At 59.6% G+C, this 16705-nt stretch carries 19 protein-coding genes; all 19 read left to right on the forward strand.

The genetic code is table 11. The features are described from left to right. Window positions 1–23: 23 nt before the first annotated feature. The 19 genes from AC6GQJ_RS00450 (at window position 24) to AC6GQJ_RS00540 (ending at window position 16702) form a co-directional block, all read left to right on the forward strand. Window positions 24–911: a helix-hairpin-helix domain-containing protein gene (locus tag AC6GQJ_RS00450; protein WP_500770675.1), complete on the forward strand. Its 888-nt coding sequence runs from the start codon at window positions 24–26 to the stop codon at window positions 909–911. Between the two features lie 2 nt (window positions 912–913). Continuing rightward, window positions 914–1132, forward strand: a complete 219-nt coding sequence (locus tag AC6GQJ_RS00455; protein ID WP_500770677.1) for a DUF5337 family protein — start codon at window positions 914–916, stop codon at window positions 1130–1132. A gap of 37 nt (window positions 1133–1169) precedes the next feature. After that, entirely contained in the window at window positions 1170–2447 is a 1278-nt protein-coding gene (gene nuoF, locus AC6GQJ_RS00460; RefSeq protein WP_500770679.1) for an NADH-quinone oxidoreductase subunit NuoF, read from the forward strand. A 225-nt stretch (window positions 2448–2672) separates the two neighbouring features. Then, entirely contained in the window at window positions 2673–3428 is a 756-nt protein-coding gene (locus AC6GQJ_RS00465) for a class I SAM-dependent methyltransferase (RefSeq protein WP_500770681.1), read from the forward strand. 217 nt (window positions 3429–3645) lie between these two features. Then, the gene (locus AC6GQJ_RS00470; RefSeq protein ID WP_500770683.1) at window positions 3646–4020 is read left to right on the forward strand and encodes a hypothetical protein; all 375 of its coding nucleotides are present in this window, start codon (window positions 3646–3648) and stop codon (window positions 4018–4020) included. 120 nt (window positions 4021–4140) lie between these two features. Beyond that, window positions 4141–4536: a DUF5333 domain-containing protein gene (locus AC6GQJ_RS00475; RefSeq protein ID WP_500770685.1), complete on the forward strand. Its 396-nt coding sequence runs from the start codon at window positions 4141–4143 to the stop codon at window positions 4534–4536. Between the two features lie 3 nt (window positions 4537–4539). Continuing rightward, the gene (gene nuoG, locus AC6GQJ_RS00480) at window positions 4540–6558 is read left to right on the forward strand and encodes an NADH-quinone oxidoreductase subunit NuoG (RefSeq protein WP_500770687.1); all 2019 of its coding nucleotides are present in this window, start codon (window positions 4540–4542) and stop codon (window positions 6556–6558) included. Next, entirely contained in the window at window positions 6555–6935 is a 381-nt protein-coding gene (locus tag AC6GQJ_RS00485) for a YNQ4 family lipoprotein (protein WP_500770689.1), read from the forward strand. Before nuoG ends, AC6GQJ_RS00485 begins: the two co-directional genes overlap by 4 nt. A gap of 6 nt (window positions 6936–6941) precedes the next feature. Continuing rightward, window positions 6942–7982, forward strand: a complete 1041-nt coding sequence (gene nuoH, locus AC6GQJ_RS00490; RefSeq protein ID WP_500770691.1) for an NADH-quinone oxidoreductase subunit NuoH — start codon at window positions 6942–6944, stop codon at window positions 7980–7982. A gap of 1 nt (window position 7983) precedes the next feature. Further along, window positions 7984–8478: an NADH-quinone oxidoreductase subunit NuoI gene (nuoI, locus tag AC6GQJ_RS00495; RefSeq protein WP_500770693.1), complete on the forward strand. Its 495-nt coding sequence runs from the start codon at window positions 7984–7986 to the stop codon at window positions 8476–8478. Continuing rightward, the gene (locus AC6GQJ_RS00500) at window positions 8475–8876 is read left to right on the forward strand and encodes a carboxymuconolactone decarboxylase family protein (RefSeq protein ID WP_500770695.1); all 402 of its coding nucleotides are present in this window, start codon (window positions 8475–8477) and stop codon (window positions 8874–8876) included. The genes nuoI and AC6GQJ_RS00500 overlap by 4 nt, the downstream gene beginning before the upstream one ends. Beyond that, on the forward strand, window positions 8873–9475 hold the full coding sequence (locus tag AC6GQJ_RS00505) for an NADH-quinone oxidoreductase subunit J (protein WP_500770697.1): 603 nt from the start codon (window positions 8873–8875) through the stop codon (window positions 9473–9475). Before AC6GQJ_RS00500 ends, AC6GQJ_RS00505 begins: the two co-directional genes overlap by 4 nt. A 103-nt stretch (window positions 9476–9578) precedes the next feature. Continuing rightward, complete coding sequence (locus tag AC6GQJ_RS00510; RefSeq protein ID WP_500770699.1) at window positions 9579–9710, forward strand: hypothetical protein; 132 nt, start codon at window positions 9579–9581, stop codon at window positions 9708–9710. Further along, a complete protein-coding gene (nuoK, locus tag AC6GQJ_RS00515; RefSeq protein ID WP_025062630.1) occupies window positions 9707–10012 on the forward strand; it encodes an NADH-quinone oxidoreductase subunit NuoK in 306 nt (101 codons plus the stop codon). The genes AC6GQJ_RS00510 and nuoK overlap by 4 nt, the downstream gene beginning before the upstream one ends. Window positions 10013–10016: 4 nt before the next feature. Then, window positions 10017–12116: an NADH-quinone oxidoreductase subunit L gene (nuoL, locus tag AC6GQJ_RS00520; protein WP_500770702.1), complete on the forward strand. Its 2100-nt coding sequence runs from the start codon at window positions 10017–10019 to the stop codon at window positions 12114–12116. Beyond that, the gene (locus AC6GQJ_RS00525) at window positions 12116–13657 is read left to right on the forward strand and encodes an NADH-quinone oxidoreductase subunit M (protein WP_500770704.1); all 1542 of its coding nucleotides are present in this window, start codon (window positions 12116–12118) and stop codon (window positions 13655–13657) included. Before nuoL ends, AC6GQJ_RS00525 begins: the two co-directional genes overlap by 1 nt. A 17-nt stretch (window positions 13658–13674) precedes the next feature. Continuing rightward, a complete protein-coding gene (nuoN, locus tag AC6GQJ_RS00530; protein ID WP_500770706.1) occupies window positions 13675–15111 on the forward strand; it encodes an NADH-quinone oxidoreductase subunit NuoN in 1437 nt (478 codons plus the stop codon). Window positions 15112–15201: 90 nt separating this feature from the next. Further along, a complete protein-coding gene (locus tag AC6GQJ_RS00535; protein WP_500770708.1) occupies window positions 15202–15915 on the forward strand; it encodes a biotin--[acetyl-CoA-carboxylase] ligase in 714 nt (237 codons plus the stop codon). A 13-nt stretch (window positions 15916–15928) separates the two neighbouring features. Further along, on the forward strand, window positions 15929–16702 hold the full coding sequence (locus AC6GQJ_RS00540) for a type III pantothenate kinase (RefSeq protein ID WP_500770710.1): 774 nt from the start codon (window positions 15929–15931) through the stop codon (window positions 16700–16702). The last annotated feature ends 3 nt before the right edge of the window (window positions 16703–16705 follow it).

Raw genomic sequence — 16705 nt, forward strand, 5'->3', positions numbered from 1 at the left:
AAACCGACAGGAGATTCCGAACGATGAGTGACACACAAGGCATGGGCAGCTGCACGCGACGCTGCTGGATAATGGCTGCGGTAGGCGGCCTCTTGGTGGCGCTCTTGTTCGGGCTCCTGTTGGATTTCTCGTTCTTTCCGGCGGTTCTGATCGGTTTGATCTTTGGTCTGGTCCTCGGGTTCCTGTTGCTGCGCACCCTGTGCACCGACGCGAAACTGGGCGGTGATGTATCCAGCACCCCAGCCGCAAGCGGTGCGGCCAACACCGGTACAGCCAGCACAGGCGGGCAGAGGGCAACAGCCTCCGCAGCCTCGACCGCAGGCACGGCAGCCGCAGCATCAACCGCAGGCGTCGCAGCGGCGGCACCCGTGGCCGCAGCGGCAGTCGCACCCGAGGCCGCAGCAGCACCAGCGCCAGCGTCCAACACAGATGCACCGGCGGCAAAACCAGCCGAAGACAAACCTGCCGCCAAGGCAGAAACCGCACCGGCCAAGGCACCGGCGGCCAAGACAGCCAGTGCTGCCTCCGCCGCGACAGCGGCAAAGCCGGCGAAAGCCGCCGCGAAACCAAAACCTGCCGCCAAGGCGAAACCGGCCCCAACCACAGCTGTGACCGAAGGCGTAGGGTCCAAGCCCAAAACACTGGACGCCGCACGTGAAGGCGGGCCGGACGATCTGAAACAGATCAAAGGTGTCGGCCCCGCGATGGAAACCATGCTGCATTCCATGGGCTTCTTCCACTTTGACCAGATCGCCGACTGGGGTCCGGACGAGGTGGCGTGGGTTGACCAGAACCTCAAAGGGTTCAAGGGCCGCGCCACGCGCGATGCGTGGGTCGATCAGGCTAAGACGCTGGCCGCAGGTGGCACCACCGAATTCTCTTCCAAGGTCAAAAAGGGCGGCGTGTACTAAACATGTCGGACCGGCTTGATCCGAAAATGGCCCGTCAGGGTCGTATAGCGGCCCTCGTCATCGCGGGGGCCGCACTTCTTTCCATATTCGCCCCCGTCATCGTGTCCGTGCTGGGCCTGCCCGCACGGTTCGAGGTACTTTTCCTGCTTTTCGCGCTGGCTGCGTTCATTTGGTCACTGGTGGTTGCCGTCAGGATTTGGCAAAACAGTCGGGACAAATGAAACGGCCCTGCGCGGGACCGCTATCCGGAGATCACGCATGCTTGCTGACAAAGATCGCATCTTTACCAACCTTTACGGAATGCACGACCGCACGCTGAAAGGCGCGCAAATGCGGGGCCACTGGGATGGCACCGACAAGCTGATCCAGAAGGGGCGCGACTGGGTTGTCCAAGAGATGAAGGATTCCGGTCTGCGTGGCCGTGGCGGTGCGGGCTTTCCCACCGGTCTGAAATGGTCGTTCATGCCCAAGGAAAGCGACGGTCGCCCGTCCTATCTGGTTGTAAACGCAGACGAATCAGAGCCGGGCACCTGTAAGGACCGCGAGATCATGCGCCATGATCCGCACACCCTGATCGAAGGGTGTCTGATCGCCAGCTTCGCGATGAACGCGCATGCCTGCTATATCTATATCCGTGGTGAATACATCCGCGAGAAAGAGGCCCTGCAAGCCGCCATCGACGAGGCATATGATGCCGGTCTGGTGGGCAAGAACGCTGCCGGTTCGGGCTGGGATTTCGACATCTACCTGCACCATGGGGCCGGCGCCTACATCTGTGGTGAGGAAACCGCGCTGCTCGAATCCCTTGAAGGGAAAAAGGGCATGCCTCGGATGAAGCCGCCATTCCCTGCGGGTGCCGGTCTGTATGGATGCCCGACCACTGTGAACAACGTGGAATCGATTGCCGTTGTGCCAACGATCCTGCGCCGTGGCGCGTCGTGGTTCTCGAGCTTTGGCCGTCCAAACAATGCGGGCACCAAGCTGTTCGCGATTTCGGGCCATGTAAACAACCCCTGCGTTGTCGAGGAAGCGATGTCGATCCCGTTCGAGGAACTGATCGACCGTCACTGTGGCGGTATTCGCGGCGGCTGGGACAACCTCAAGGCCGTGATTCCGGGCGGGTCGTCCGTGCCAAACGTGCGCGGCGAAGACATGCGCGACGCGATCATGGATTTTGACGCGCTGAAGGAAAAAGGGTCGTCACTTGGCACCGCAGCGGTCATCGTGATGGATAACTCCACCGACATGATCAAGGCGATCTGGCGTCTGGCGAAGTTCTACAAACACGAATCCTGCGGCCAGTGTACGCCGTGCCGCGAAGGCACCGGCTGGATGATGCGCGTGATGGAGCGTTTGGTGAAGGGCGAGGCGGAAGCGTCGGAAATCGACATGCTGCTGGACGTGACCAAACAGGTCGAAGGCCACACAATCTGTGCCCTTGGTGATGCGGCGGCATGGCCGATCCAAGGCCTGATCAAGAACTTCCGTGGCGAGATTGAAGACCGCATCGCAGGTAAACGGCTGGCTGCTGAGTAAGCCTGTTTCCTTGTGATAAAGCGGGCAGGGGGCGGCGTTCGCCCCCTGACGCATCTCTAAGGCTGTCTGTTGGTAGTCTCAGTGATTTTCTGACTTCCCATCGCATATCTGGCCTTTCTATAACATATTGAGAAAATGTCGTTTTTCGACATGACACCGCGCCCATATCCTCTAGTGTCAGTTTCATAGGGCCCTGTGCCGGAACGCAGCGCAGAGGTCGGCCTGATGAAACTACTCTCTAAATTCCTGCGCCGTCTTGCCAGACGCGATCCCGTACAAGGGTTCGACGAGCGTCTTTATACCGGTCCCGCCCCCGACGATCTGGCAACGCGTAGCGACATCGAACAGATGTTCTGGGATGCAAACGGGCCGATCGTGCACAAATGGCTGCATTATCTGCCCATCTATGACCGCTATCTCGGACCCTATCGGGGCAAGCCTGTGCGCATGCTGGAAATCGGCGTGTCCAAGGGCGGCTCGCTTGAGATGTGGCGCAAATGGTTCGGTCCGGATCTGATCCTGTTTGGCATAGATATCGACCCTGATTGCGCGCAATTTGACGGAGATTTTGGGCAGGTACGCATCGGATCGCAAGACGATCCTGATTTCCTGCGCGCCGTGGTGGCGGAAATGGGCGGGGTGGACATTGTGCTGGATGACGGTAGCCACCGTTCGCCCCATATGCGCGCCACGCTGGATGTGCTGTTTCCCATGTTGTCGGACGGTGGGATTTACATGGTCGAGGACCTGCACGCCGATTACTGGCGTCGCTTCAAAGGTGGCTATGGGCGGTCTGACACGTTCATGGCGCAGGTCAAACAGCTGATCGACGACATGCACCATTGGTATCACGGCCACGGGCAGAAGGTGACAGCGGCGCAGGATCACCTTGCCGCGCTGCATGTGCATGATTCCATTGTGGTTCTGGAAAAACAGCGGGTGGAACCGCCCCGTCATGCGATGCGCGGTGCGCCGGACTGAACGCCGCCCGCCGCGACAGAAGGCAGCGCCCCAAAAGCGGGCAGGGGCCATGTACATCGAATGCTGATGGTGGAGGCGCTGTGGCAAGTCGGTGACGCGCCCGTTCCGACACGCACCAACGCGATGCAGCGCTTTCATCATCCTGAAAACCATGGCAATAGTGATCACGCATCTGGCTGGGGCCAAATGTGCACGACGCAGTGAGGAGGCACCGACCATGATCAAGACCAAAACCCTTGCCCGACCTGACGCACGGCCTGTGCTGTTGGTGGCCCTTATGCTGATCGCGGCGCTGATGCTGTCGGCTTGCGGTGGCAAGAAAGCGGACCGGATCGCCTTTGACGGGCAGTATTTCCGCGCCACGGCCAAGAAAACCGACAAGCAGCGGCTGAACTTTCAGGTCACTGTGCGCCCTGTTTCGGCCTCCCTCGAAGGGGCGCGGGCGGCGGGCCGGTACGAGGCGACGCGCTATTGCGTGGGCAACTTCGGAACCTCGGATGTGGACTGGGTTGATGGGCCCGATGCAGAGGATGGCCGCCTGCGTGTTTCCGGCGACAGCCTGCTGCTGGTTGGCACCTGCGCACCGCAGTGAACTAATGGTCGCAAGGGTTGGATTTTGTACGCTAACGGGTTGTGCAGGGCGGTGTTATTGCATAGCAACAGGGTACTTTCCCATATGTGCATCACATGATGCGACCAGAGGAGAGCCCAGATGCGCACGATGACTATGGCCCTAATAATCAGCCTTCTAGCCGGAGCAGTTTCGGCCAAACCCCATTTGCGGGATGTGCCGGAGATTGACGGCACCTTGCTGGCTGTGGGCATCGCAGATGAAATCCGTAAGAATTGTCCCGACATTTCCGCCCGAATGGTCAAGGCCTATCGCGTGGTAACGGGCGTGGGTGCGCGCGCGCGCGAACTCGGTTACTCGGACGAGGAAATCGACGCCTATCGCAAGTCGGATGCCGAAAAGGCCCGCCTGATTGCCAAACGTGACGCTTACCTCAAGGCAGGTGGTGCGGCGAATGGCGCAAAGGGCTATTGCAGCCTTGGACGCAAAGAGATCGAAAAAGGTGGCCAGATTGGCGCCCTATTGAGGATGAACTGACGTATGAGCACCCTTCGCAAGATCGTTATTGATGGCAAAGAGGTCGAGGTCGACCCGGGTCTGACGCTTATTCAGGCCTGCGAAGAGGTGGGGATCGAGATCCCGCGCTTCTGCTATCACGAGCGTTTGTCCATCGCGGGCAACTGCCGGATGTGTCTGGTCGAAGTGGTGGGTGGCCCGCCCAAGCCCGCGGCATCTTGCGCGATGCAGGTCAAGGATTTGCGTCCCGGTCCCGAAGGGGCGCCGCCGGTCATAAAGACGAATAGCCCCATGGTCAAAAAGGCCCGCGAGGGCGTCATGGAATTCCTGCTGATCAACCACCCGCTGGATTGCCCGATCTGCGATCAGGGCGGCGAGTGTGACTTGCAGGATCAGGCGATGGCCTATGGCGTCGACTTTTCGCGCTTCCGCGAGGCCAAGCGCGCGACGGACGATCTGGACCTTGGTCCGCTGGTTGAAACCCACATGACGCGCTGCATTTCCTGCACCCGTTGCGTGCGCTTTACGACCGAGGTCGCGGGCATCACGCAGATGGGCCAGACAGGCCGTGGCGAAGATTCCGAGATTACGTCCTACTTGGGTGAAACGCTCGATTCCAACTTGCAGGGCAATATCATCGACCTGTGCCCCGTGGGCGCGCTGGTGTCGAAGCCCTATGCGTTCACCGCCCGTCCTTGGGAGCTGACCAAGACCGAATCCATCGATGTGATGGATGCGTTGGGCTCGAACATCCGCGTGGATACCAAGGGGCGCGAAGTCATGCGTTTCCTGCCGTTGAACCATGACGGCGTGAACGAAGAGTGGATTTCCGACAAAACCCGTTTTGTCTGGGACGGTCTGCGCCGCCAGCGTCTGGACAAGCCTTACATCCGTGAAAACGGCAAACTGCGCCCAGCCACATGGCCCGAGGCGCTTGGCAAAGCGGCCAGCGCGATCAAGGGGGCCAGCAACCTTGCGGGTCTTGTGGGCGATCTGGCCTCGGTCGAATCTGCCTATGCGCTGAAACAGTTGATCGAAGGGCAGGGCGGTATCGTCGAATGCCGCACCGATGGCGCGAAACTGCCTTCGGGCAACCGCGCCGCCTATGTCGGCGACGCGCGGATCGAGGATCTGGACGAGGCCGAAGCGATCATGCTGATCGGCACCAACCCGCGCCTTGAAGCGCCGGTGCTGAACGCCCGTATCCGCAAGGCATGGGCGCGTGGCGCGAATGTTGGCGTGATCGGCGACGCGGCGGACCTGACCTATGAGGTGAACCACCTTGGCAACGGAACCGACACGCTGACCGATCTGCTGGGCCGCGATCACAGCGATGTGGCGGAAAAAGCGTCGGTGATCATCGTGGGCATGGGCGCGCTGACCCGTGGCGATGGCACGGCGATTCTGGCAGCGGCACAGGCGCTGGCCGCCAGCACCCAGTCCAAACTGATGATCCTGCACACTGCTGCGGGCCGCGTCGGTGCGATGGATGTGGGCGCGACCAACCCCGATTCCATGATGGCCGTCGACAAGGCCGATGTGATCTACAACCTCGGCGCGGACGAAATCGACATCGCCGCCGGTGCCTTTGTGATCTATCAGGGCAGCCATGGCGACCGTGGCGCACACCGCGCCGACGTGATCCTGCCAGCAGCGGCCTATACCGAAGAGGGCGGCATTTTCGTGAACACCGAAGGGCGTCCGCAACTGGCCGCCCGCGCCAGCTTTGCCCCGGGTGAAGCCAAAGAAAACTGGGCGATTCTGCGCGCTCTCTCGGGTGAGATGGAAGCCAAGCTGCCCTATGACAGCCTGTCCGCCCTGCGCGCCGCGATCACCAAAGAGTTCCCGCATCTGGGTAATATCGATGAGGTGGCCGAGAACACAGGCGACACGCTGGAACAGGGCGCGATGGAAGGGGGCACGTTGACCTCGACCGTCACCGATTTCTGGCTGACCAACCCGATTGCCCGTGCCAGCCAGTTGATGGCCGAACTGAGTGCGAATGCAAAAGCGCGCAAAGATCAGGTGCTGGCTGCTGAATGAAGGCCGCATGGTTCATAACCTGCGTGCCTTTGGCTGCCTGCGATCCGGTGCCCACAGCCGAACAGTTCATTCCGGACTATCGCGGTGTGGAAACCACGTTGCTGGACGATGATCTCGTGCAGTTCAACGTATCTATGACGAACGCCCTGAGTGCGCAGGACGTGAGCAACTATGCCGAATGCGCGGCTGCGGGTTATACGTTGATCCGTGGTTGGGGATTTGCGCGTCATTTACGCACAAATGTTGACGAAGAGGCTGGCGTGTGGAGAGCGGATGCTGTTTACACCATCTCGCCAGCTCTACCGCGTGGGATAAAGACGATCGACGCCGAAGTCGTGTCTGCGTCCTGTGCGGAAAAGGGGATACCGACGGTGTGAGGACTGATGGCTGAATTTTTCACAAATAGCCCGTTGGGCATAGGGCTTCTGATTGTTGGTCAGATTCTGCTCGTGGTGGTGCCGCTGCTGATGGCGCTTGCCTTTCTGATGTATGCTGACCGCAAGATCTGGGCCGCTGTGCAGATGCGCCGCGGGCCCAACGTGGTTGGCGTGTTCGGCCTGCTGCAAAGTTTTGCGGATTTCGGCAAGTATATCGTCAAGGAAGTGGTCGTGCCCGCTGGTGCCGACAAGGGCGTCTTCTTTATGGCGCCGATGGTCAGCCTAGTGATGGCGCTGATCGCCTGGGCGGTGATTCCCTTTAACGATGGCTGGGTTCTGTCCGACATCAACGTCGCCATTCTTTATGTCTTCGCGGTCTCCTCTCTTGAGGTTTACGGCGTGATCATGGGCGGATGGGCGTCGAACTCGAAATATCCGTTCCTCGGCTCGCTGCGCTCTGCGGCGCAGATGATCTCTTATGAAGTATCGCTGGGCCTGATCATCATCGGTGTGATCCTGTCGACAGGGTCGATGAACTTTGGCGCGATTGTCAGTGCCCAAGATGGCGACTGGGGGCTGTTTAACTGGTACTGGCTGCCGCATTTCCCGATGCTGTTCCTGTTCCTGATTTCGGCGCTGGCCGAAACCAACCGTCCACCTTTCGACCTTCCCGAGGCCGAATCGGAACTGGTTGCGGGCTATCAGGTCGAATACTCGTCCACGCCGTTCCTGCTGTTCATGATCGGCGAACTGGTCGCGGTCGTGCTGATGTGCGCGCTGGTGTCGCTGCTGTTCTTCGGCGGCTGGCTGTCGCCCGTGCCATTCCTGCCCGACGGGATTTTCTGGATGGTTCTCAAGATGCTGTTCGTCTTCTTCATCTTCTCAATGGTGAAGGCGATCACGCCCCGCTACCGCTATGACCAGTTGATGCGACTGGGTTGGAAAGTGTTCCTGCCGTTCTCGCTGTTCTGGGTGGTTTTCGTGGCATTCGCAGCCAAGTTTGACTGGTTCTGGGGTTTCTACGCCCGCTGGACCGTAGGAGGGTAACATGACGCAGATCGATTATGGCCGCGCGGCAAAGTACTTCCTGCTGGCTGATTTCCTTGGTGGCTTCCGTCTTGGGCTGAAATACTTTTTCGCGCCCAAGGCAACACTGAACTACCCGCACGAAAAAGGGCCTTTGTCGCCCCGTTTCCGTGGTGAACACGCGCTGCGCCGTTATCCCAACGGCGAAGAGCGGTGCATCGCATGCAAACTGTGCGAGGCCGTGTGTCCCGCGCAGGCGATCACCATCGACGCCGAACCACGCGATGACGGCAGCCGCCGCACCACGCGCTATGACATCGACATGACCAAGTGCATCTATTGTGGCTTCTGCCAAGAAGCGTGCCCTGTGGATGCCATCGTCGAAGGGCCGAATTTCGAATTTTCGACCGAGACCCGCGAAGAGTTGTACTACGACAAGTCCAAGTTGCTGGAAAACGGCGACCGTTGGGAAGCCGAGATTGCACGCAACCTAGAAATCGACGCGCCATACCGATGAGTGATGACAAGAACCCCTTTGCCGCAATGATGGCCCAGATGCAGGAAATGGCGAAATCCTTTCCGCAGATGGATGCGTTCGACCCCAAGGCGGTCGAAGCGCTGTGGCCCACCATGCCCAAAGAGGTGATGGACCAGTGGTTTGGCAATGCGACCAATGAAAATGCACTGGATGCCAAGACACGCCTGCTGCTGACCCTTGCTGGGCTGACCATGCAGGGCGCGCAATCCGAAACGGCGGTGCGCCAGACTGTGCGCCATGCGCGCGAAGCAGGCGCCACCGACCAGCAGATTTCCGAGACTTTGGGCATGATGGCGGTGTTCGCCGGTGTGCCTGCCGTGACCCGCGCTGCGGCCCTCGCCCAAGAGGTCATGGACGACAAGAAGGACAAGACATGACCGTATTTGCCTTTTACCTCTTTGCGCTATGCGTGATCGCCGGTGGATTATTCACCGTGGTCAGCCGCAATCCGGTGCACTCGGTGCTTTGGTTGATCCTCGCCTTCCTGTCGTCGGCGGGCCTGTTCGTGATGCTGGGGGCGGAATTCGTCGCCATGCTGCTGATCATCGTCTATGTGGGCGCGGTCGCGGTGCTGTTCCTGTTCGTTGTGATGATGCTGGACGTCGACTTTGCCGAGTTGAAGGCCGAGATGGCGAAATACATGCCGCTGGCGCTGCTGATCGCCCTCGTGATCCTAATGCAGTTCGTGATCGCCTTTGGCGCATGGGAAAGCAACGCCGCCGCAGAAACCCTGCGCGCACAGCTGACGCCTGTGGATCGTCACAACACCGAAGCTTTGGGTCTGATCATCTATGACCAGTATTTCCTGCTGTTCCAACTGTCGGGTCTGATCCTACTTGTGGCGATGGTCGGTGCGATTGTTCTGACACTGCGCCACCGTTCGGATGTGAAACGTCAGGATGTCGTCGCACAGATGATGCGCGATCCGGCACTGGCGATGGAGCTCAAGGACGTGAAACCGGGGCAGGGGCTGTAAGCTTGGCCCGCGGGGTTGCATATGCGCCCGTGACGGGCCGGTCGGCCACTCGGGTGGCTGTGACACCTTTCGGGGTGTCGAAACGATGATGGATTTGGCGCACATGTTCCACACATTCGTGTCGGTGCTGGGCGTCACAGGATTGATAGCGCTTTGGGCGCTCAAGGCGGTGGCAGGCTGGATCCTGCTGCGCGTTTGGAAGGCAAGAAGAAAGATGACCGGGGTACAGAAATGATCGGGCTTGAACACTATCTCACCGTCGCGGCGACGCTGTTCGTCATCGGCATCTTCGGGCTGTTCCTGAACCGCAAGAACGTGATCATTCTGCTGATGAGCATCGAATTGATGCTGTTGGCGGTGAACATCAACCTTGTCGCGTTTTCCAGTTTCCTCGGGGATATGGTCGGGCAGGTGTTCACCCTGTTCGTTCTGACGGTTGCCGCTGCCGAGGCGGCGATCGGTCTGGCCATTCTGGTCTGTTTCTTCCGCAACCGTGGCACCATCGCGGTTGAAGACGTCAACGTGATGAAGGGCTGAGTTCATGGAAACCATCCTCCTTTTTGCCCCTCTGGTCGGCGCACTGCTCTGTGGCTTTGGCTGGCGTCTGTTCGGCGAGGCCGTATCCTGCTGGATCGCCACCGGCTTTCTGTTTCTGGCCGCGCTGTTGTCGTGGATCACATTCCTGAGCTTTGACGGTACAACGGAAAGCATCCAGATCCTGCGCTGGATCGAATCCGGCACGCTGTCGACCGACTGGGCGATCCGCCTTGACCGTCTGACCTGCATCATGCTGATCGTGATCACCACGGTATCAAGCCTCGTGCACCTCTATTCCTTCGGCTACATGGCGCATGACCCGCAGTGGCGCGAAGGCGAAAGCTACAAGCCGCGCTTCTTTGCCTACCTGTCTTTCTTCACCTTCGCGATGTTGATGCTGGTGACCTCGGACAACCTTGTGCAGATGTTCTTTGGCTGGGAAGGGGTCGGCGTCGCGTCCTACCTGCTGATCGGCTTTTACTACCGCAAGCCGTCGGCCAACGCCGCTGCGATCAAGGCCTTCGTGGTCAACCGTGTGGGTGACTTCGGCTTTGCGCTTGGTATCTTTGCGCTGTTCTTCCTGACCGACAGCATCCGTTTCGACGACATCTTTGCTGCGGCACCGACGCTGGCGGAAACGCAACTGACCTTCCTGTGGACCGAATGGAACGCGGCGAACCTGATTGCTTTCCTACTGTTTGTCGGCGCGATGGGTAAATCGGCGCAGCTGTTCCTGCACACATGGCTGCCGGATGCGATGGAAGGGCCGACACCTGTGTCCGCCCTGATCCACGCGGCGACCATGGTGACGGCGGGTGTGTTCCTTGTCTGCCGCATGTCGCCCCTGATGGAATTTGCGCCCGAGGCGATGGCATTCGTTACCTTCCTTGGTGCTGCCACAGCCTTCTTTGCCGCGACCGTGGGTCTGGTTCAGACCGACATCAAACGCGTCATCGCCTATTCGACCTGTTCGCAGCTTGGCTACATGTTCGTGGCCGCAGGCGTCGGCATGTATTCGGCGGCGATGTTTCACCTGCTGACGCACGCCTTCTTCAAGGCGATGCTGTTCTTGGGCGCGGGGTCGGTGATCCACGCGATGCACCACGAACAGGACATGACCAACTACGGCGGTCTGCGCAAAAAGATCCCCTATACCTTTGCGGCGATGATGATCGGCACGCTGGCCATCACAGGTGTGGGCATTCCGGTATGGATCTTCACGCTGGGTGAAATTCCGATCGGTTTTGCGGGCTTCCAGTCCAAGGACGCGATTGTGGAAAGCGCTTATGCCGCTGGCACAGGCTTCAGCTTCTGGGCACTGGTCGCTGCGGCGCTGATGACCAGCTTCTATAGCTGGCGTCTGATGTTCCTGACCTTCTACGGCGAGGCGCGCGGCGACAAGCACACACACGATCACGCGCACGAAAGCCCGATGGTCATGCTGGTGCCGCTTGGGGTGCTGTCCCTTGGTGCGATCTTTGCCGGTATGGTCTGGTACGGATCCTTCTTTGGTCACACCGATCAGGTCGCCAAGTTCTATGGCATTCCTTACGCCGAAGCCGGTGAAGAGCACGCAGGCGCAATCAGCCCGCGTGACAAGGCCGCCACCAAGAAAGAGGGCGAGCATCACTATGTCTTCGCCGGTGAACCGGGTGAGGGGGCGCTGTATATGGCGCCGGACAACACGGTTCTGGATGACGCGCACAAGGTGCCGTACTGGGTGAAAACCTCGCCTTTCGTCGCGATGCTGCTCGGCTTCCTGCTGGCCTACTGGTTCTACATCAAGGATCCGTCGCTGCCCGGTCGTCTGGCCGAGAACCAGCGCCCGCTCTACCTGTTCCTTAAGAACAAGTGGTACTTTGACGAACTCTATAACGTGGTGTTCATCAAACCCGCGCTGTGGATCGGCAAGCAGTTGTGGAAGAAAGGTGACGGCAACGTCATTGACGGGTCCATCAACGGCATCTCCATGGGCATCGTGCCCTTCTTTACCCGCCTCGCAGGACGCGCGCAGTCCGGCTATATCTTTACCTATGCCTTCGCCATGGTGATCGGGATCGCGGTTCTGGTCACGTGGATGACTTTGAGCGGAGGAGCAAACTGATGGACAACCTTCTTTCTATTGTGACCTTCATGCCCGCGCTGGCAGCCCTTATTCTGGCTGTGTTCCTGCGCGGTGACGATGAGGCCGCTGTGCGCAATGCCAAATGGGTTGCCATGGCCACGACCACGATCACCTTTGTGGTGTCGCTGTTCATCCTGTTCGGTTTTGACCGCTCCAACACCGGCTTCCAGTTTGTGGAAGAGGGCGCGTGGATCATGGGCCTGTCCTACAAGATGGGTGTGGACGGGATTTCGGTTCTGTTTGTGATGCTCACCACGTTCATGATGCCGCTGGTGATTGCCGCATCGTGGAATGTGGAAACGCGGGTCAAGGAATACATGATCGCCTTCCTGCTGCTGGAAACGCTGATGCTTGGCGTGTTCATGGCGCTGGATCTGGTGCTGTTCTACCTTTTCTTCGAAGCGGGCCTGATCCCGATGTTCCTGATCATCGGCATCTGGGGCGGGGCGAACCGCATCTACGCGAGCTTCAAGTTCTTCCTTTATACCTTCCTCGGGTCGGTCCTGATGCTGGTGGCGATGGTCGGCATGTATGCCGATGCGGGCACCACCGATATCGAACAGTTGCTGGTGCATAACTTCGACTTTGCCACGTTCGAGGTTCTGGGCATCCAGATCGTGGGCGGTATGCAGACTCTGCTGTTCCTTGCCTTCTTTGCCAGCTTTGCGGTCAAGATGCCGATGTGGCCCGTGCACACGTGGCTGCCGGATGCGCACGTTCAGGCCCCCACCGCAGGGTCGGTCGTTCTGGCCGCGATCCTGCTGAAGCTGGGCGGCTACGGCTTTATCCGCTTCTCGCTGCCGATGTTCCCTGTCGGGTCCGAGGTGATGAGCCCGCTGGTGCTGTGGATGTCGGCAATTGCGATTGTCTATACCTCGCTGGTGGCGCTGGTGCAGGAAGACATGAAAAAGCTGATCGCCTATTCGTCGGTCGCGCACATGGGCTTTGTCACCATGGGCATCTTTGCCGCGAACCAGCAGGGTGTGGACGGGGCGATCTTCCAGATGCTCAGCCACGGCTTTATCTCGGGCGCGCTGTTCCTGTGCGTCGGCGTGATCTATGACCGGATGCACACCCGCGACATCGACGCCTATGGCGGTCTGGTGAACCGGATGCCCGCCTATGCGCTGATCTTTATGCTGTTCACCATGGCCAATGTGGGCCTGCCAGGCACATCCGGCTTTGTCGGTGAATTCCTGACGCTGATGGCGGTGTTCCAAGTCAACACTTGGGTGGCGATGGTTGCGACCACGGGCGTCATCTTCTCGGCGGCCTATGCGCTGTGGCTGTACCGCCGCGTGGTGATGGGCGACCTTATCAAGGAAAGCCTGAAGTCGATCACCGATATGACCACCCGCGAGCGTGCGATCTTTGCACCGCTGGTGGTGATGACGATCCTGCTGGGCGTTTACCCTGCGCTGATCCTCGACATCATCGGGCCATCGGTGGCCGCCCTTGTAAGCCAATACGATACTGCCCTTGCGGCCGCGGACGCCGCGACGCAAGTGGCCGCGAACTGAATTGAGGACTGACCCCAATGGCTGCTGATCTTACCATCATCCTGCCCGAAATCCTGTTGGCTGTATTTGCCATGCTGGGCCTTCTGGGCGCGGTCTATACGTCGAAAGACGGGCTTGCCTCGATCCTGTTGTGGGCGACGGCGGCTGTGTTCCTTGCCGTTGCGCTGTGGATCGGCGTGACAGGCGACGGGGTCAACATCGCTTTCAACGGCATGTTCGTGGACGATGCGTTCTCGCGCTTTGCCAAGGTTGTCGTGCTGGTTTCGGCCGCTGCGGTGCTGTTGATGAGCGAGGGCTACATGTCCAGCCGCGGCATCCTGCGGTTCGAATACCCGATGCTGGTCGTGCTGGCGGTTGTCGGCATGATGATGATGGTGTCGGCGGGCGATCTGATGTCGCTTTATATGGGCCTCGAGTTGCAATCGCTGGCGCTATACGTGGTTGCATCCCTGCGCCGCGACAGCATCAAGTCGACCGAAGCGGGTCTGAAATACTTTGTCCTCGGCGCGCTGTCCTCCGGTCTGCTGCTTTATGGCGCATCGCTGATCTACGGCTATGCGGGCACCACGCTGTTCTCGGGTATCATCACCGTCGCGGAAGAGGGCGCGTCGCTGGGCCTGCTGTTCGGTCTAGTATTCCTGATGTCCGGTTTCGCCTTCAAAGTTTCGGCTGTGCCGTTCCACATGTGGACGCCTGACGTCTACGAAGGCTCGCCAACACCGATTACGGCCTTCTTTGCCACCGCACCCAAAGTGGCCGCGATGGCCTTGTTTGCCCGTGTCATGCATGACGCCTTTGGTGGTGCCGTGGGTGACTGGCAACAGGTGATGGCGCTGCTGTCGGTGCTGTCCATGTTCCTTGGTGCCTTCGCCGCTATTGGCCAGACCAACATCAAACGTCTGATGGCGTTCAGCTCGATTGCCCACATGGGCTATGCGCTGATGGGTCTGGCGGCTGGCACGGCCTTGGGTGTGCAGGCGATGCTGGTGTACATGGCGATCTACGTCACAATGAACATCGGTACCTTCGCCTTTATCCTGATGATGGAAAAAGACGGTCAGCCGGTGGTCAGCATCTCGTCGCTGAACATGTATGCCAAACGCGAACCCGGCCGTGCGCTGGCGATGCTGGTGCTGCTGTTCTCGCTTGCGGGTGTGCCGCCGATGCTGGGCTTCTTCGGCAAGCTTTACGTGCTGCGCGCCGCCTACGAGGGTGGTCTGGCATGGCTGGCTATCGCGGGCGTCGTTGCCTCGGTGATCGGTGCCTATTATTACCTTCGTATCGTTTTCTTCATGTATTTCGGCGAAGAAACCGAAGAGGGCCTGAACGGCGGCAAGTCTGTCGTGCTTGGTGTGATGCTGATGGGCTCGGCGGCGATTATGATTGTCGGGATCGTCAACATGTTCGGGGTCGAGACTGCGGCAGCAATGGCGGCGAGCACATTGCTTAATTAAGCCCTTCTGTGTGTTCGACCCTCCAAGGGGAAGTTTTTGGAAGCTAAGAATACAGGACCGGCTTGGCCGGAAGGCTATGGCAAACGCGTCATGGCGGAAGTCGACTCGACCCTGAGCGAAGCGGGTCGGATCGCGCCGGATATTGCCGGACCGGAATGGGTTCTCGCCCTGCAACAAACCAGCGGACGCGGGCGGCGCGGACGGCCATGGGCGATGCCCAAGGGCAACTTTGCTGCCACGCTGGTGATGCCGCTAGATGGTCCGATGGGGCAGGCGGCGCTGCGGTCCTTCGTTGTGTCCTTGGCTCTGCGCGACGCCCTTGTTGCCGCCACAGGCCGACCTGATGCCTTTGCGCTGAAATGGCCGAATGATGTGCTGATGCGGTCGGGCAAGGTCGCGGGTATCCTGCTTGAGACGATTGCCACCAAGGGGCAGATCACCCATCTGGCCATCGGGATCGGCGTCAATCTGGTTGCCGCCCCGCCGATCGCGGATGTCGAGGCGAATGCCCTTCTGCCGGTGGCGCTTGCCTCCGAACTCGGGGTGGCTATTGCGCCCGAGGCGTTTCTTGACTTGCTCGCCGCCGCCTATGCGCAGCACGAACACAGCTTTGCCACCTATGGCTTTGCCCCGATCCGCGCGGCATGGCTGGCGCAGGCGGCGCGCTTGGGCGAACGCATAACTGCCCGCACAGCCAAGGATATCCATGTGGGCATCTTCAGGGATGTGGACCCCGAGGGCCAACTTGTTCTAGAGACGGAACAGGGCCTGATCACCATTCCGGCGGGCGACGTTTACTTCTGAAAGGGGCCTGCTGATGCTTTTGGCCATCGACTGCGGCAACACGAACACCGTCTTTTCCATCTGGGACGGGCAGGCGTTTATCGGGACTTGGCGCACTTCGACCGAATGGCAACGCACGGCGGACCAGTACTATGTCTGGCTGTCGACCCTGATGAAATTCCAGAAGATCGACGTCGAGATCACGGACGTGATCGTGTCCTCGACCGTGCCGCGGGTGGTGTTCAACCTGCGTGTCTTTGCGGATCGCTATTTCAACACGCGCCCCATTGTGGTGGGCAAGCCCGATTGCCTGCTGCCTGTGGATGTGCGCGTGGATGCCGGCACGGCTGTCGGCCCCGACCGCTTGGTGAATACGGTGGCGGGCTATGACCTGTTTGGCGGCGATCTGATCATGGTGGATTTCGGCACCGCGACCACCTTTGACGTGGTGGACGGCGACGGCGCCTATATCGGTGGTGTCATCGCACCCGGTGTGAACCTCAGCCTTGAGGCCTTGCACAACGCAGCCGCTGCATTACCTCATGTGGACATCACCAAGCCCCAGTCCGTGATTGGCACGAACACGGTCGCCTGTATGCAGTCAGGTGTATTTTGGGGTTACGTCGGACTGGTCCGTGAGATATGTGCCCGTATTAAGGCGGAACGCGACCGCGACATGCGCGTGATTTCAACTGGGGGCCTTGCACCGCTGTTCCAGCAGTCCGAGGACCTTTTTGATCATTATATAGATGATTTGACGATGCATGGCCTGACGGTCATCCATCGCTATAACAAGGAAAATAACTGACAC

The sequence above is a fragment of the Tateyamaria sp. 7Alg 36 genome (assembly GCF_059882455.1).

Bases quoted from the DNA above. Each gene is read 5' to 3' on its own strand.
- AC6GQJ_RS00525 (WP_500770704.1), top strand. From the start codon at position 12,116: ATGGACAACCTTCTTTCTATTGTGACCTTCATGCCCGCGCTGGCAGCC.
- AC6GQJ_RS00510 (WP_500770699.1), top strand. From the start codon at position 9,579: ATGTTCCACACATTCGTGTCGGTGCTGGGCGTCACAGGATTGATAGCG.
- AC6GQJ_RS00535 (WP_500770708.1), top strand. From the start codon at position 15,202: ATGGCGGAAGTCGACTCGACCCTGAGCGAAGCGGGTCGGATCGCGCCG.
- nuoK (WP_025062630.1), top strand. From the start codon at position 9,707: ATGATCGGGCTTGAACACTATCTCACCGTCGCGGCGACGCTGTTCGTC.
- AC6GQJ_RS00465 (WP_500770681.1), top strand. From the start codon at position 2,673: ATGAAACTACTCTCTAAATTCCTGCGCCGTCTTGCCAGACGCGATCCC.
- AC6GQJ_RS00470 (WP_500770683.1), top strand. From the start codon at position 3,646: ATGATCAAGACCAAAACCCTTGCCCGACCTGACGCACGGCCTGTGCTG.
- nuoH (WP_500770691.1), top strand. From the start codon at position 6,942: ATGGCTGAATTTTTCACAAATAGCCCGTTGGGCATAGGGCTTCTGATT.
- nuoN (WP_500770706.1), top strand. From the start codon at position 13,675: ATGGCTGCTGATCTTACCATCATCCTGCCCGAAATCCTGTTGGCTGTA.
- nuoL (WP_500770702.1), top strand. From the start codon at position 10,017: ATGGAAACCATCCTCCTTTTTGCCCCTCTGGTCGGCGCACTGCTCTGT.
- AC6GQJ_RS00485 (WP_500770689.1), top strand. From the start codon at position 6,555: ATGAAGGCCGCATGGTTCATAACCTGCGTGCCTTTGGCTGCCTGCGAT.
- AC6GQJ_RS00450 (WP_500770675.1), top strand. From the start codon at position 24: ATGAGTGACACACAAGGCATGGGCAGCTGCACGCGACGCTGCTGGATA.
- AC6GQJ_RS00505 (WP_500770697.1), top strand. From the start codon at position 8,873: ATGACCGTATTTGCCTTTTACCTCTTTGCGCTATGCGTGATCGCCGGT.
- AC6GQJ_RS00540 (WP_500770710.1), top strand. From the start codon at position 15,929: ATGCTTTTGGCCATCGACTGCGGCAACACGAACACCGTCTTTTCCATC.
- nuoG (WP_500770687.1), top strand. From the start codon at position 4,540: ATGAGCACCCTTCGCAAGATCGTTATTGATGGCAAAGAGGTCGAGGTC.
- nuoF (WP_500770679.1), top strand. From the start codon at position 1,170: ATGCTTGCTGACAAAGATCGCATCTTTACCAACCTTTACGGAATGCAC.
- AC6GQJ_RS00455 (WP_500770677.1), top strand. From the start codon at position 914: ATGTCGGACCGGCTTGATCCGAAAATGGCCCGTCAGGGTCGTATAGCG.
- AC6GQJ_RS00500 (WP_500770695.1), top strand. From the start codon at position 8,475: ATGAGTGATGACAAGAACCCCTTTGCCGCAATGATGGCCCAGATGCAG.
- AC6GQJ_RS00475 (WP_500770685.1), top strand. From the start codon at position 4,141: ATGCGCACGATGACTATGGCCCTAATAATCAGCCTTCTAGCCGGAGCA.
- nuoI (WP_500770693.1), top strand. From the start codon at position 7,984: ATGACGCAGATCGATTATGGCCGCGCGGCAAAGTACTTCCTGCTGGCT.